This is a genomic window from Streptomyces sp. GQFP (assembly GCF_021545335.1).
Classification (GTDB): domain Bacteria; phylum Actinomycetota; class Actinomycetes; order Streptomycetales; family Streptomycetaceae; genus Streptomyces.
The window spans coordinates 6,782,611-6,796,184 of sequence record NZ_CP089312.1 but is presented as its reverse complement, the minus strand read 5'-3'; the positions used below and the strand labels follow the sequence as shown (position 1 = coordinate 6,796,184).

The 13,574-nt window shown below is 70.5% G+C and carries 10 protein-coding genes; 2 read left to right on the top strand and 8 right to left on the bottom strand.

Annotated elements, in window-relative coordinates; genetic code table 11:
• Positions 1–53: 53 nt before the first annotated feature.
• The 3 genes from LUX31_RS30625 to LUX31_RS30615 all read right to left on the bottom strand — a co-directional run bounded on the left by LUX31_RS30625 (position 54) and on the right by LUX31_RS30615 (position 5,384).
• Positions 54–1,658, bottom strand: coding sequence for a vWA domain-containing protein (locus tag LUX31_RS30625; protein ID WP_235478542.1), 1,605 nt, complete (start codon positions 1,656–1,658; stop codon positions 54–56).
• 157 nt (positions 1,659–1,815) lie between these two features.
• A complete protein-coding gene (locus LUX31_RS30620) occupies positions 1,816–2,730 on the bottom strand; it encodes an ABC transporter permease (protein ID WP_235478541.1) in 915 nt (304 codons plus the stop codon).
• Positions 2,727–5,384, bottom strand: coding sequence for an alpha/beta fold hydrolase (locus LUX31_RS30615; protein ID WP_235478540.1), 2,658 nt, complete (start codon positions 5,382–5,384; stop codon positions 2,727–2,729). Before LUX31_RS30615 ends, LUX31_RS30620 begins: the two co-directional genes overlap by 4 nt.
• A 117-nt stretch (positions 5,385–5,501) precedes the next feature.
• Here LUX31_RS30615 and LUX31_RS30610 point away from each other — a divergent pair, with 117 nt between their 5' ends.
• Entirely contained in the window at positions 5,502–5,936 is a 435-nt protein-coding gene (locus LUX31_RS30610) for a GNAT family N-acetyltransferase (protein WP_235478539.1), read from the top strand.
• A 64-nt stretch (positions 5,937–6,000) separates the two neighbouring features.
• Here LUX31_RS30610 and mmsA read toward each other — a convergent pair whose 3' ends face one another.
• The 5 genes from mmsA to iolC all read right to left on the bottom strand — a co-directional run bounded on the left by mmsA (position 6,001) and on the right by iolC (position 12,149).
• Positions 6,001–7,503, bottom strand: a complete 1,503-nt coding sequence (gene mmsA / locus LUX31_RS30605) for a CoA-acylating methylmalonate-semialdehyde dehydrogenase (protein WP_235478538.1) — start codon at positions 7,501–7,503, stop codon at positions 6,001–6,003.
• Between the two features lie 14 nt (positions 7,504–7,517).
• Complete coding sequence (iolD, locus tag LUX31_RS30600) at positions 7,518–9,410, bottom strand: 3D-(3,5/4)-trihydroxycyclohexane-1,2-dione acylhydrolase (decyclizing) (protein ID WP_235478537.1); 1,893 nt, start codon at positions 9,408–9,410, stop codon at positions 7,518–7,520.
• On the bottom strand, positions 9,407–10,243 hold the full coding sequence (iolB, locus tag LUX31_RS30595) for a 5-deoxy-glucuronate isomerase (protein WP_235478536.1): 837 nt from the start codon (positions 10,241–10,243) through the stop codon (positions 9,407–9,409). Before iolB ends, iolD begins: the two co-directional genes overlap by 4 nt.
• An 8-nt stretch (positions 10,244–10,251) precedes the next feature.
• The gene (locus tag LUX31_RS30590; protein WP_235480115.1) at positions 10,252–11,121 is read right to left on the bottom strand and encodes a Cgl0159 family (beta/alpha)8-fold protein; all 870 of its coding nucleotides are present in this window, start codon (positions 11,119–11,121) and stop codon (positions 10,252–10,254) included.
• 77 nt (positions 11,122–11,198) lie between these two features.
• Positions 11,199–12,149, bottom strand: coding sequence for a 5-dehydro-2-deoxygluconokinase (gene iolC / locus LUX31_RS30585; RefSeq protein ID WP_235478535.1), 951 nt, complete (start codon positions 12,147–12,149; stop codon positions 11,199–11,201).
• Positions 12,150–12,318: 169 nt separating this feature from the next.
• Between iolC and LUX31_RS30580 the strand changes: the two genes are divergently transcribed.
• On the top strand, positions 12,319–13,257 hold the full coding sequence (locus LUX31_RS30580; RefSeq protein ID WP_235478534.1) for a sugar phosphate isomerase/epimerase family protein: 939 nt from the start codon (positions 12,319–12,321) through the stop codon (positions 13,255–13,257).
• Positions 13,258–13,574: the final 317 nt, after the last annotated feature.

The window sequence follows — 13,574 nt, the reverse complement described above, 5'->3', positions numbered from 1 at the left end:
TTCCCCGCGCCCCTGAAGGGGCGCCGGTCGCACCCGGAGTTCACCAGCACCGTTCAGTCCTTGTATCGCCTCGCCTGGTCTATGGCCTCTGCCAGTTGGTGTACCGCCTTGTCCTCTGTTGTGTCCGCCACATCGTGGGCCCTCTCGGACAGTTCGCCCAGGGTTGGGGCTGCTGGGAGGGTGGGCCAGCGGTCGTCGCCCCTGCGTAGGGCGTCGGCGAAGTATGCGGCCAGCGCTGTTACCTGGAAGCGGGGCGGGGCGTCCCAGAGGGTGTCGTTCAGGGTGTTGGACTCCAACTGGCCTGATTCCTCGTGGGGTTCGCGGGTTTCGGGGTCCTGCCAGCGGACCGTTGCTGTGGCGAGGTGGCCCGAGGCGGACTGCTTGGTGCGGACGGCGTACAGGGCGGTGACCGTGTGGCCGGGGCCCACCTCTCCGCCGTCCACGCTGTCGTCGCGGAAGTCGTCGTCGGCGACGCGGCGGTTGTCGTAGCCGATCAGGCGGAACTCGGCGACCGTCTCCGGGTCGAAGGCGACCTGGGCCTTGGCGTCGCGGGCCGTGAGGTCGATGTTGCGCGGGAGTTGCTCGCAGAACACCTTGCGGGCGTCGGTCTCGTTCGAGACGTAGGTGGTGTGGCCGTCGCCCTTGTCGGCGAGCTGTTCCATCAGGGCGTCGCCGTAGTCGCTGCCGACGCCCACGCCGAAGAGGGTGATGCCGTGTTCGCGGCGGGCGTCGGAGATGCGGTCGAGGATGCTGTCCGCGTCTGTGTCGCCTGTGTTGGCCAGTGCGTCCGAGACCAGTACTACGCGGTTGGTGGCGTTCTCTCGGAGGCCCTCCACCGCTGTGGCGTAACCCGTGCGGACTCCTGCGCCGAGGTTGGTCGACTCGGTGGGCTCCAAGTCGTCGATCGCGTCGTGGACTTGGTCCCGGTTCTCGTCGAGGCGGGTCATCGGCAGGACCGTCTCGGCCTCGTCGCTGAAGGTGACGATCGCGACGGAGTCGTCGTCGCGCAGTTGGTCCGTCATCACGCCGAGGGAGTCCTTGGCGAGGTCGAGGCGGCCGGGCTCGGCCATGGAACCGGAGATGTCGATGACGAACGTGAGCGCTGCGGGCGGGCGTTCGCCCTCGCGGCCGGAGGTGCGGGTGGCCAGGCCCACGCGGACCAGGGACCAGTCCTCGCGCTCGGTGCGGGCGCCGTCGACGGTGACCGAGAAGCCGTTGCCGTCGGGGCGTTCGTAGTCCTGGCGGAAGCTGTTGACGAACTCCTCCGGCCGGACCGTCGACGGGTCGGGGAGGCGGCCGTCGGCGAGGGTGCGGCGCGCGTAGCCGTACGAGGCGGTGTCGACGTCGAGGGCGAAGGTGGAGAGGTAGTCGGGGGACGGGGCGAACTCGCCTTCTGTCTCGCCCTCCGTCTCCCCTTCCGTGGCGCCTTCGCGTGCGCTCCCGTCGCCGTCCTGCTGCTCGCCGGAGCCGTCGGGGACGGAGGGCGCGTAGCCTCCCGAGCCGCCGCCGGAGTCCTGCTTTCCGCTCTGGCCGTAGCCCTGGCCGCTGTCGCCGCTGCTCTCGCCGACACCCCCGCTGCATCCGGTGAGCAGCAGGCCGCTCGCGGCTGTCAGCGCGATCAGCGCACTGTGCAGTTTCCGTATTCGGTTCCGCTCCATCTGCCGTGCCCCCTCCGTCGGTTGACGTCGGCCGACGTCAACTTCTGTGACTGTGACGGCGAAGGGGGCCGGAATGTGCGGTACGGGGTGTTGCGGATGGATCTCGAAGTGGCCACGAGGGGCGGCCTCCGAGACCGGTGGGTGATCCTCCGGTGACCTAGGAGACGACGTCCTTGCGGGCGAAACCCCGGAAGGCCAGGGCGAACAGGACCAGGGCGTACGTTACCGAGATGGAGACGCCCTGGATCATGTCGGTGTAGTCGGGGTTCGGGTTGACGACGTCCAGCCAGGCGTACTGCCAGTGCGTGGGCAGGAAGTGGCGCCAGTCGCCGAGGGCGGTGACCTCGTCGAGGACGCTGCCGACGATGGTGAGGCCGACGGCGCCGCCGACCGCGCCGAGCGGGGCGTCGGTCTTCGTGGAGAGCCAGAACGCCAGGGCGGCGGTGACCAGTTGGGACACGAAGATGTACGCCACGGTGATCAGCAGGGCCTGCGCGGCGGTGCCCGGGGCGATCTCACCGCCGGTGGGCAGCTCCAGCGGTCCCCAGCCGTACGCCGCCGAGCCGACGGCGAGCGCGACGACCGGCAGCAGCACGAGCGCCGCCAGGCTGAGGCTGAGTCCGACGGCGAGCTTGGACCACAGCAGCCGGGCGCGTGGCACGGGAGCGGCGAGGAGGTAGCGCAGGGAGGACCAGCTGGCCTCCGAGGCGACCGTGTCGCCGCAGAACAGCGCGACGGGGATGACGAGCAGGAAGCCCGCCGCGGCGAACAGGTTCACCGCGGCGAAGTTCGCGCCGGACGCGGTGGCCGTGTCCATCAGGTTCACCCGGTTGCCGCCCTCGCCGGGCGTGCCGCCGACCTGGAAGGCGATCAGCAGCACGAACGGCAGGGCGAACAGGATGCCGCCCATGACCATGGTGCGGCGGCGCTTCAGCTGCCGGACCAGCTCGACCCGGAAGGGCAGGGTACGGCCCGCGCGGTAGCCGTCGGCGACCTCTACGGGTCCAGGTCCCGCGGGGTCTGCGGGCTGTGCGGGTTCTGCGTGCTCGGCACGCTCGGCCAGCGTGCTCATGCGGACTCTCCGATCAGGGTGAGGAAGGCGTCTTCGAGGCGGCGGTGCGGGCCGACCGACTCCACGGGGACCTCCAGCCGGACGAGTTCGGCGACCAGCCGGCGGGCGTTGCCGTCGGTGTCGAGGCGGACCACCAGGCCGCCGTCGGCGCGGACGGCCGAGTCGACGCCGGGCAGGGCGGCGATCTTCTCGACGAGGGGTTCGTCCACGGGCTCGGACGTGCCGACCAGCAGCGTGTCGCCGGAGCCGACGATCTCGCTGACGGGGCCCGCCTGGACGAGCTTGCCGTGGTCCATGACGACCAGGTGCGTGCAGGTCTGCTCGACCTCCGCGAGGAGGTGGCTGGAGACGATGACCGTACGGCCGGCCTCCGCGTACCGGATCATCACCTCGCGCATCTCGCGGATCTGCGGCGGGTCGAGGCCGTTGGTCGGTTCGTCGAGGATGAGGAGGTCGGGCAGGCCGAGCATGGCCTGGGCGATGGCGAGGCGCTGGCGCATGCCCTGGGAGTAGGTGCGGACCGCGCGGGCCAGGGCGTCGCCGAGGCCGGCGATCTCCAGGGCCTCGTCCAGGTGGGCGTCCTCGGTCGGGCGGCCGGTGGCCGCCCAGTACAGCTCCAGGTTCTCCCGGCCGGACAGGTGCGGGAGGAAGCCCGCGCCCTCGACGAAGGCGCCGACGCGGGAGAGTACCGGGGCGCCCGGCACGATCGTGTGGCCGAAGACGCGGATCTGGCCGGCGTCCGGCTGGATCAGGCCCATCAGCATGCGCAGGGTCGTGGTCTTGCCCGCGCCGTTCGGCCCGAGCAGGCCCAGGACCTGGCCCTTCTCCACGGTGAAGGTGAGATCGCGGACGCTGTAGCGGTCGCCGTTCTTGTACCTCTTGCTCAGGTCGGTGATCTGGAGCGGGACCTCGGCGAGCGCGGGGTCGGGGGCCGGGGTGACGATCCGGCGGCGGCCGGTGATGAGCAGGAGAGCCGCGATCAGGGCGCCGGCGATCGGCAGGTACCAGACCCAGGCGGGCAGGACGTCCGTGCGGTCGGCGCGGCCGAGCGGCGTGGGCACCTCCAGGTCGCCCTTGAGGGAGACGGTGTACGTCGCCGGGGTCAGCGGGGAGGCGTAGCCGAGGTCGGTGGAGGCGAGGACCAGGCGGAGGCGGTGGCCGTCGTCGAGTTCGTAGTCGATGGCCGGGAGGGTGAGCTTCACGTCCTTGCCGGCCTTGGCGCCCTCGACCCGGATGGGCTCGACGAGCTGGGAGGGCAGGACCTGGGAGCGACCGTCCGCGCCGACGTCGTACACCTTGGCGAACAGGACGGCGTCCTCGCTGGTCGACTTCACATGGACCGTGGCCGTGGGCGAGCCGGTGATCTGCAGGTCGTCCGCGACGGGCTTCGACTCGAACGCGGCGTACTGGCCGGGGAAGTCGAGGGAGATGCTGACGCCGAGCGAGGACAGCTGGGAGAGGCCGCCGCCGGCGCCGAGGCCGGGCAGGGCCGACACGGCGGGCGGGCTGGCGCCGGCCGGGTTCTCGAAGGTCTGCTCGCGTCCGGTGAGGGCGATCGACCGCGGGTCGCTCTCCAGGCCCGGGTAGGTGTCGTCGGTCGTACCGGCGAGGCGGGTCTCGCCGTCGCCCGAGCCGGAGCCGAGGGTACGGGTGACGCGGAACGCGGAGCCGGTGTCGGCGCCCTTGTCGTCCTTGAGGTAGCGGTCGAACCAGGACTCGACCCGGGACTGGACGCGGGAGGACTCCATGTCGCCGCCGTCGTGGCCGCCGGAGATCCAGTCGACGTCCACGGGTGCGCCGTTGGCCTTGATCGCCTTGGCGGCGGCGTCGGCCTGGCCGAGCGGGAAGAGGGAGTCGGTCTGGCCCTGGATCAGCAGGGTGGGCACCTTGATGCGGTCGCCGACGGCTTCGGGGCTGCGCTCGTCGAGGAGCTTCACCGCTGCGGCGTCGGGCTGCCCTGACTCGGCGACCCGCTGGTACATCTCGCAGAGCTGCGTCTCGAACTTGGCGCAGCCGCCGCCGGTGTTGAAGAAGATGCCGGCCCACAGCTTCTTGAAGACGCCGTTCGGGAAGAGGGCGTCCGAGAGGTTCCAGTAGGTGATGGCCGGGGCGATGGCGTCGACCCGTTGGTCGTACCCGGCGGCGAGCAGCGAGATGGCGCCGCCGTAGGACCCGCCGGCCATGCCGACGCGCGGGTCGCCCTTCTTGTCGAGCTGGACCTCCGGCCGCGCGGCCAGCCAGTCGATGAGCTTCGACACGTCGGCGACCTCGGCCTTCGGGTCGTTCAGCCCGATCTTGCCGGTGCTTCTGCCGAAGCCGCGCGCGGACCAGGTCAGTACCGCGTACCCGTCACGGGCGAGGTCCTGGGCCTGGTCGCGCAGGTCGTCCTTGCTGCCGCCGAAGCCGTGCGCGAGCAGGACGGCGGGGCGGCGGTCCTTGCTCGACCCCGCCGTGAAGTACGACGTGTCGATGCGCACCCCGCCGCTGACGTCCATGACCCGGTCGGCGCGGTGCACCGCGGGCGCGTCGTCGGAGGCGACGGCCGTCCACGTACCGGCACCGGCGAGCAGGACGACGGCGGCGGCCGCGACGGCGATCAGCCGTCGCGGCCGCCGGGGCCGCGCTCCTCGCAGTCCGGGCATTCGAAGATCCATGCGTCAACGGTACGGGCCTCCACTGACATCCGGGGCAACCACCGGTCGGAACCTCCGGCCATCCTGGAGGCGTACGACACATGCCTCGCGTACACCAGCCGTGGTACGAACGGGCACATGCAGAATCGGTCTGCGGAGATTCGCCGCGCTATGACGGTCGCCGAGGTGGCCGCCGCCGAACACCTCTTCGACCACCCGGTCCGCACGGAGTGGGCGGAACGCTTCCTGATGTCCGCCGGCCATCACCTGTATCTGGCCTACGAGATGGCCGAATCCGCCCCCGTCGGCTTTGTGAGCGGCATCGAGACGATCCACCCGGACAAGGGGGCGGAGATGCTCCTGTACGAGCTGGGCGTGGCCGAGCCGTACCGGCGCAGGGGGATCGGGCGGGCCCTGGTCCGGCGGCTGGCGGGGCAGAGCCGCGAACTCGGCTGCTATGGGATGTGGGTGCTCGTCGACACCGACAACGACGTCGCCCTCGCGACCTATCGGAGTGCGGGTGGGAAGGACGACGGGGTGTGTGCGGTGGTGAGCTGGGAGTTCGGACGGTGACGCGTGTACGCCGGTGCCCCGCCTCCGGAAGGGAGACGGGGCACCGGCGTACAGCGGGTCGGGCTCAGTGGTTCCGCGGGAAGCCCAGGTCCACGCCCGACGGACCGTCCGCCGGGTCCGGCCAGCGGGTCGTGACTACCTTGCCCCGGGTGTAGAAGTGGGTGCCGTCGTTGCCGTAGATGTGGTGGTCGCCGAACAACGAGTCCTTCCATCCGCCGAAGGAGTGGTAGCCCACCGGGACCGGGATCGGGACGTTGACGCCGACCATGCCGGCCTCGACCTCCAGCTGGAAGCGGCGGGCGGCGCCGCCGTCCCGGGTGAAGATCGCGGTGCCGTTGCCGAAGGGGGAGGCGTTGATGAGGGCCAGGCCCTCCTCGTACGTGTCCACCCGCAGGACCGTCAGGACCGGGCCGAAGATCTCGTCCTGGTAGGCCTTCGCCGTCGTCGGGACCTTGTCCAGGAGCGAGATGCCGATCCAGTGGCCGTCCTCGAAGCCCTCGACCGTGAAGCCGCTGCCGTCCAGGACGACCTCGGAGCCTTCCGCCGCCGCGCCCGTGACGTATGACGCCACCTTGTCCCGGTGGACCTTGGTGATCAGGGGGCCCATCTCGGACGTCGGGTCGTTGCCGGGGCCGATCTTGATCTTCTCGGCGCGCTCGCGGATCTTCTGCACGAGGTCGTCGCCGATCGCGCCCACCGCCACCACCGCCGAGATCGCCATGCAGCGCTCGCCCGCCGAGCCGTAGGCCGCCGACACCGCGGCGTCGGCCGCCGCGTCGAGGTCGGCGTCGGGCAGGACCAGCATGTGGTTCTTGGCGCCGCCCAGGGCCTGGACCCGCTTGCCGTTCGCCGAGGCCGTGGTGTGGATGTAGCGGGCGATGGGAGTTGAGCCTACGAAGGAGACCGCCTTGACGTCCGGGTGCTCCAGCAAGCGGTCCACCGCCACCTTGTCGCCGTGGACCACGTTGAAGACGCCGTCCGGCAGGCCTGCCTCGGCCAGCAGTTCGGCCAGCTTCATCGCCGCCGACGGGTCCTTCTCGGACGGCTTCAGGACGAAGGTGTTGCCGCACGCGATGGCGATGGGGAACATCCACATCGGCACCATGGCCGGGAAGTTGAACGGCGTGATGCCCGCGACGACGCCGAGGGGCTGGCGGATGGACGAGACGTCGACACGGCTCGCCACCTCCGTCGACAGCTCGCCCTTCAGCTGCACGGTGATGCCGCAGGCCAACTCGACGATCTCCAGGCCTCGGGCGACCTCGCCGAGGGCGTCGGAGTGGACCTTGCCGTGCTCCGCCGTGATCAGCTCGGCGATCGCGTCGCGGTTGGCGTCCAGCAGCGCGCGGAACTTGAAGAGGATGGTGCTCCGCTTGGCCAGGGACGACTTGCCCCACGTCGCGTACGCGTCCTTGGCCGCCGCTACCGCCGCGTCGACCTCGTCGACGGTCGCGAAGGCCACGTTCGTGGTGACCGCGCCGGTCGCGGGGTCGGTGACCGGCCCGTACGTGCCCGACGCGCCCTCGACGGTCTTGCCGCCGATCCAGTGGTTGACGATCTTCGTCATGCCCAGGTTCTCCTTCACAGATGGCGGCGTCGGTTGGAGACGTGCCGTTCGTACAGCTCACGTGCCTTGACCGCCGACGGGCGGGTCGCGGTCTCGGCCACAGGAACATCCCACCAGGCCTGCGCCGGAGGCGGGCCCGACACTGTGTCTGCCGTTTCCGTCTCGACGTAGACACAAGTGGGAGTGTCGGCGGCACGGGCCTCGGCGAGCGCCGCCCGCAGCCCCCGTACCGTCTTCGCGCGCAGGACGCGCATGCCCAGGCTCGCCACGTTGGCGGCCAGGTCCACGGGCAGCGGAGCACCCGTGTACGTACCGTCGTCCGACTGGTAGCGGTAGGCGGTGCCGAAGCGCTCGCCGCCCACCGACTCCGACAGTCCGCCGATGGACGCGTAGCCGTGGTTCTGGACCAGGAGGAGCTTGATCGCGATCCCCTCCTGTACGGCCGTCACGATCTCCGTCGGCATCATCAGGTACGTGCCGTCGCCCACCAGCGCCCATACGGGACGCTCGGGCGCCGCCAGCTTCACACCGATCGCGGCCGGAATCTCGTACCCCATGCAGGAGTAGCCGTATTCCAGGTGGTACTGGTCCCTCGATCGGGCGCGCCAGAGTTTGTGCAGGTCACCGGGGAGCGAGCCGGCCGCGTTGATGATCACGTCCGACTCGTCGGCGATCTCGTCCAGCGCGCCCAGGACCTGCGACTGCGTCGGTCGTACGTCCGGCTCGTCGGCCTCGTAGGCGGCGTCGACGCGCTGTTCCCAGCGGTCCTTGTCCTCGGTGTACTCGCTCACGTACCCGTCCGCGACGCGGTGCTCGTGCAGCGCCAGCGCCTCCGTCAGCTGCTGCAGGCCGCTGCGGGCGTCCGCGATCAGCGTGGTGGCGGACAGCTTGTGGCCGTCGTACGGGGCGATGTTGAGGTTCAGGAAGCGGACGTCCGGCGACGCGAACAGGGTGTTGGACGCCGTGGTGAAGTCCGTGTAGCGGGTGCCCACGCCTATCACCAGGTCTGCCAGGCGCGCGAGTTCGTCCGCCGTCGCCGTTCCCGTGTGGCCGATGCCGCCCACGTCCTGGGGGTGGAGGTAGTGGAGGGAGCCCTTGCCGGCCTGGGTGGAGGCGACGGGGATGCGGGTCGCGGCGGCGAACTCCGCCAGCACGTCCTCGGCGCGGCTGTGGTGGACTCCGCCGCCCGCGACGATCAGGGGGCGGCGGGCGGCGCGGATCGCCCGTACCGCCTCCGTCAGTTCGTCGGGGTCGGCGGCCGGACGGCGTACGTGCCACACGCGGTCGGCGAAGAACTCGTCCGGCCAGTCGTACGCCTCGGCCTGAACGTCCTGCGGGAGAGCGAGAGTTACGGCACCCGTTTCGACGGGGTCCGACAGCACGCGCATTGCTTGCAGCGCGGCCGGGATCAGCGCCTCGGGGCGCGTCACGCGGTCGAAGTACCTCGACACCGGGCGCAGGCAGTCGTTGACCGACACATCGCCGGCGTACGGGACTTCGAGCTGCTGGAGGACCGGGTCCGCCGGGCGGGTCGCGAAGGCGTCGCCGGGGAGGAGCAGGACCGGGAGGTGGTTGATCGTGGCGAGCGCGGCGCCGGTGACCAGGTTGGTCGCGCCGGGGCCGATCGACGTCGTCACGGCTTGCGTGGAGAGGCGGTTGGACTGACGCGCGTAGCCAACTGCCGCGTGCACCATGGACTGTTCGTTGCGGCCCTGGTGGAACGGCATCTCGGCGCCGTACTCGATGAGCGCCTGGCCGAGGCCGGCGACGTTCCCGTGGCCGAAGATGCCCCAGGTGGACTCGATCAACCGGCGGCGGACGCCGTCCCGTTCGGTGTACTGGGCGGCCAGGAAGCGTACGAGCGCCTGCGCGACCGTGAGCCTCGTCGTCGAGGTCTGCACCGTCATCGGTATCCCTCCGTATGGTCCGGGTGGAAGCAGATCCGCCATTCCCTCGTCTCACCCGGCCCCGCCATGACGTTGAGGTAGTACATGTCGTGACCGGGCTGGGCGATGGACGGACCGTGCCATCCGTCGGGTACGAGGACGGCGTCGCCGGAGCGGACCTCCGCGAGGACGTCGGATCCGCCCTCACGGGAAGGGGATACGCGCTGATAGCCGAAACCGTTCGGGCCGTCGATCTCGAAGTAGTAGATCTCCTCCAACTCCGCTTCCACGCCCGGCACTTGCTCGTCGTGCTTGTGCGGCGGGTACGAGGACCAGTTGCCGCCGGGAGTGATGACCTCGACCGCGATCAGCTTGTCGCAGTCGAAGGCGTCGGCCGAGGCGAAGTTGCGGACGTGCCTCAACTGGCTGCCGCTGCCGCGCTCTTCGACGGGGACCTCCGGCGCGGGGCCGTAGCGAGCGGGGAGTCGTCGCCCGCACTTCGCTCCTGCCAGGGCGAAGCGGCCTCCCGCGCCGGAGGCGATCTGTGCCCGGGCGTCGCGGGGTACGTACGCGAAGTCGGAGACCGACGCGAACACGCTTTCCCTGCCCAGGAGTTGGAACTCGTCGTGCGCCGTGCCGTCCTCTACTTGCACCGTACAGCCGCCATTGAGCGGCAGTACGATCCACTCGCTGTCACCGGTGGTGAACATATGCGTACCGCCGGGCGCCAACTCGACGACGCGCAGACTGCTGTGGGTCCAGCCGGCCCGCTTGGGGTCGATGTCGACGGCGTACTGCGCGTTCGCGGAGGTGCCGCGTCCGACGTAAAGGCTGTTGTCGCTGCCGCCGGTCATCGCGCGCCTCACAGAAGTCCGACGGCGGTGTCCACGGCTGCGGTGACATCGCCGTCCGCCGGGTACAGCAGCGAGCGGCCGACCACCAGGCCCTGGACGGTGGGGAGTTGGAGCGCGCCGCGCCACTTCTCGTACGCGCCCTCCTGGTCGTCCCCGACCTCGCCGCCGAGGAGCACGGCGGGCAGAGCGGAGGTCTGCATGACCTCGGCCATGTCGTCCGGGTTCTCCGTGACGGGCACCTTCAGCCAGGTGTACGCCGAACTGCCGCCCAGGCCCGAGGCGATGGCGATGGACTTGGTGACGGCCTCGGCGGAGAGGTCGTTGCGGACCTTGCCGTCGGGGCCGCGCCTGCTGATGAACGGCTCGACGAAGAGCGGGAGTTGGCGTTCCGCCATCGCGTCGATCGCGTGGGCCGTGGACTCCAGGGTGGTGAGGGAGCCCGGGTCGTCGTAGTCGATGCGTACGAGGAGCTTGCCGGCGTCGAAGCCGAGGCGGGCCATGTCCTCGGGGCGGTGGCCGGTGAAGCGGTCGTCGAGCTCGAAGGTGGCGCCGGAGAGGCCGCCGCGGTTCATCGACCCCATGACGACCTTGCCGTCGAGCGCGCCGAGGAGCAGCAGGTCGTCCAGGATGTCGGCGGTCGCGAGGACACCGTCGACACCGGGGCGGGACAGGGCGAGGCACAGGCGTTCGAGCAGGTCGGCCCGGTTGGCCATGGCCAGCTTGCGGTTGCCGACCCCGAGGGCGCCACGGGCCGGGTGGTCGGCGGCGACGATCATCAGCCGGCCGGAGTCGCCGAGGAGGGGGCGCCGGGTCCGGCGGGCGGCGGCTTCCGCGATGGCCTCGGGGTGACGGGCGCGGGTGGTGGCGAGGGCGGAGATGTCGACGGGGGCGAGCGGGGTGAGGGGGGCAGGAGTGGCAAGGGGGTTGGTGCCGTTGCCGGCCGGTGCGGTGGCGCTCACAGAACCGCCCCCGCCGCCAGTGCCGCCTCGACCTCGGTCGGGGTGGGCATCGCCGACGAGCACTCCAGGCGGGAGGCGACGATCGCGCCGGCCGCGTTGGCGTGGCGCATGATGCGTTCCAGCTCCCAGCCTTCGAGGAGGCCGTGACAGAGGGAGCCGCCGAAGGCGTCGCCGGCGCCGAGGCCGTTGAGGACGGTCACCGGGAGCGGGGGCACCTCGGCGCTCTCACCCTTGCTGTTGACCGCGAGAACACCCTTCGGGCCCTGCTTGACGACCGCCAGTTCGACCCCGGCGTCGAGGAGGGCGCGGGCGGCGGCGTGCGGCTCGCGTACACCGGTCGCCACCTCGACCTCGTCCAGGTTGCCGACGGCGACGGTGGTGTGGCGGAGGGCCTCGACGTAGAACGGTCGGGCTTCTTCCGGGTTCTTCCAAAACATGGGGCGCCAGTCGAGGTCGAAGACCGTCGTACCGGACTTGGCGCGGTGGCTGAGGGCGGCCAGGGTCGCCGTGCGGCTGGGCTCCTCGCTCAGGCCGGTGCCCGTCACCCAGAAGATCTTCGCCTCGCGGACCGCGTCCAGGTCCAGCTCGTGGGCGTCGATCTCGAGGTCCGGCGCCTTGGGCTGGCGGTAGAAGTACAGCGGGAAGTCGTCCGGCGGGAACACCTCGCAGAACGTGACCGGGGTGTTGAGCCCGGGGACCGACGTGACCCAGCGGTCGTCGACGCCGAAGTCGCGCAGGGCGTCGTGCAGATACCGGCCGAAGGCGTCGTCGCCGGTCCGCGTGATCACCGCGGTGCTCCGCCCGAGGCGGGACGCGGCGACCGCGACGTTCGTCGCCGATCCGCCGAGGAACTTTCCGAAGGACGTCACCTGGGCGAGCGGCACACCGGTCTGCAGTGGATACAGGTCCACTCCGATCCGCCCCATGGTGATCAGGTCGTACGCCATCGACTTCCCCTCGGTTCTCTTCGCGTCTCTTCGTGTCTCTTCGCATCACTTCGCGACACAGCGGCTCGCAGTCAGGTCTAGCCCGCCTCCCGGAGCCCTGTCAATACTTTGTCCGGACATTCGGACCAGACCTTGACACGCGTCCCGGCATCGGCTGAAGCTGGCGCCCATGACTACGTTGTCGCCTCAGTCCCCTTCCTCCCCGTCGGGATCCCCGCTGTCGCGCATCAGGATCGGCTCGGCGCCCGACTCCTGGGGCGTGTGGTTCCCGGACGACCCCAAGCAGGTTCCCTGGCAGCGCTTCCTCGACGAGGTCTCGCAGTCCGGGTACGAGTGGATCGAGCTGGGCCCGTACGGGTACCTGCCGACCGACCCCGCCGTCCTCACCGAGGAGACGGCCAAGCGCGGCCTGAAGGTGTCCGCCGGCACGGTCTTCACCGGGCTGCACCACGGCGAGTCCGTCTGGGAGAAGACCTGGGCGCACGTCGCGGACAACGCGGTGCTCGCGCAGGCCATGGAGGCGTCCCACCTGGTGGTCATCCCGTCCTTCTGGCGGGACGACAAGACCGGCGAGGTGCTGGAGCCGGACACGCTGACGCCCGAGCAGTGGCGAAACCTCACCTCGCTGACCGAGCGGCTGGGCCACGAGGTGCGGGAGCGGTACGGCCTGCAGATCGTCGTCCACCCGCACGCCGACACCCACATCGACAGCGAGGCGAACGTCACACGCTTCCTCGACGGCACCGACTCGTCGCTCGTCTCGCTGTGCCTGGACACGGGCCACTACGCCTACTGCGGCGGCGACAGCGTCAAGCTGATCGAGACCTACGGCGAGCGGATCGGGTACCTCCACCTCAAGCAGGTCGACCCTGAGATCCTCGCGGACGTACGGGCGAACGAGGTCCCGTTCGGTCCGGCGGTCGCCCGCGGCGTGATGTGCGAGCCGCCGGCCGGCGTACCGGAGTTGGGTCCGGTGCTGGCTGCCGCGCAGAAGCTGGACGTGGAGCTGTTCGCGATCGTCGAGCAGGACATGTATCCGTGCGAGCCGGACGCTCCGCTGCCTATCGCGCAGCGGACTCGGGCGTTTCTTCGATCTTGCGGGGCGTAACGCTCCACGGGCGGGACGGTAAGGGGTAGTCGGGCGGCTGCGGGGCCCGTCGTGGCTGGTCGCGCAGTTCCCCGCTCCTCCTACTGGGCGTACACCCGCAGGTCAACTCACCACTCCGGTCTGCGGGCGTGCGCCTTTGTGGCACTCGCGTCACAAACAACCCCCTCTCGTCACACATGTCGCGCGTACGCGGGTTCTTCGCTACGCCACGTCAACAGTCGATTACCCAGGGTCACCGCAGGGTGTTCACCGGGCAAAGGCCTTGTGATCGCCAAGCGCCGCGTCCGGCTCCCCCGACGGCCGACCCTGGCCGACCC

Excerpts from the sequence above, each read along its gene's own strand:
- iolD (WP_235478537.1), bottom strand. The coding sequence starts at position 9,410 with ATGACGGTGCAGACCTCGACGACGAGGCTCACGGTCGCGCAGGCGCTC.
- mmsA (WP_235478538.1), bottom strand. The coding sequence starts at position 7,503 with ATGACGAAGATCGTCAACCACTGGATCGGCGGCAAGACCGTCGAGGGC.
- LUX31_RS30620 (WP_235478541.1), bottom strand. The coding sequence starts at position 2,730 with ATGAGCACGCTGGCCGAGCGTGCCGAGCACGCAGAACCCGCACAGCCC.
- LUX31_RS30580 (WP_235478534.1), top strand. The coding sequence starts at position 12,319 with ATGACTACGTTGTCGCCTCAGTCCCCTTCCTCCCCGTCGGGATCCCCG.
- LUX31_RS30625 (WP_235478542.1), bottom strand. The coding sequence starts at position 1,658 with ATGGAGCGGAACCGAATACGGAAACTGCACAGTGCGCTGATCGCGCTG.
- iolB (WP_235478536.1), bottom strand. The coding sequence starts at position 10,243 with ATGACCGGCGGCAGCGACAACAGCCTTTACGTCGGACGCGGCACCTCC.
- iolC (WP_235478535.1), bottom strand. The coding sequence starts at position 12,149 with ATGGCGTACGACCTGATCACCATGGGGCGGATCGGAGTGGACCTGTAT.
- LUX31_RS30615 (WP_235478540.1), bottom strand. The coding sequence starts at position 5,384 with ATGGATCTTCGAATGCCCGGACTGCGAGGAGCGCGGCCCCGGCGGCCG.
- LUX31_RS30610 (WP_235478539.1), top strand. The coding sequence starts at position 5,502 with ATGCAGAATCGGTCTGCGGAGATTCGCCGCGCTATGACGGTCGCCGAG.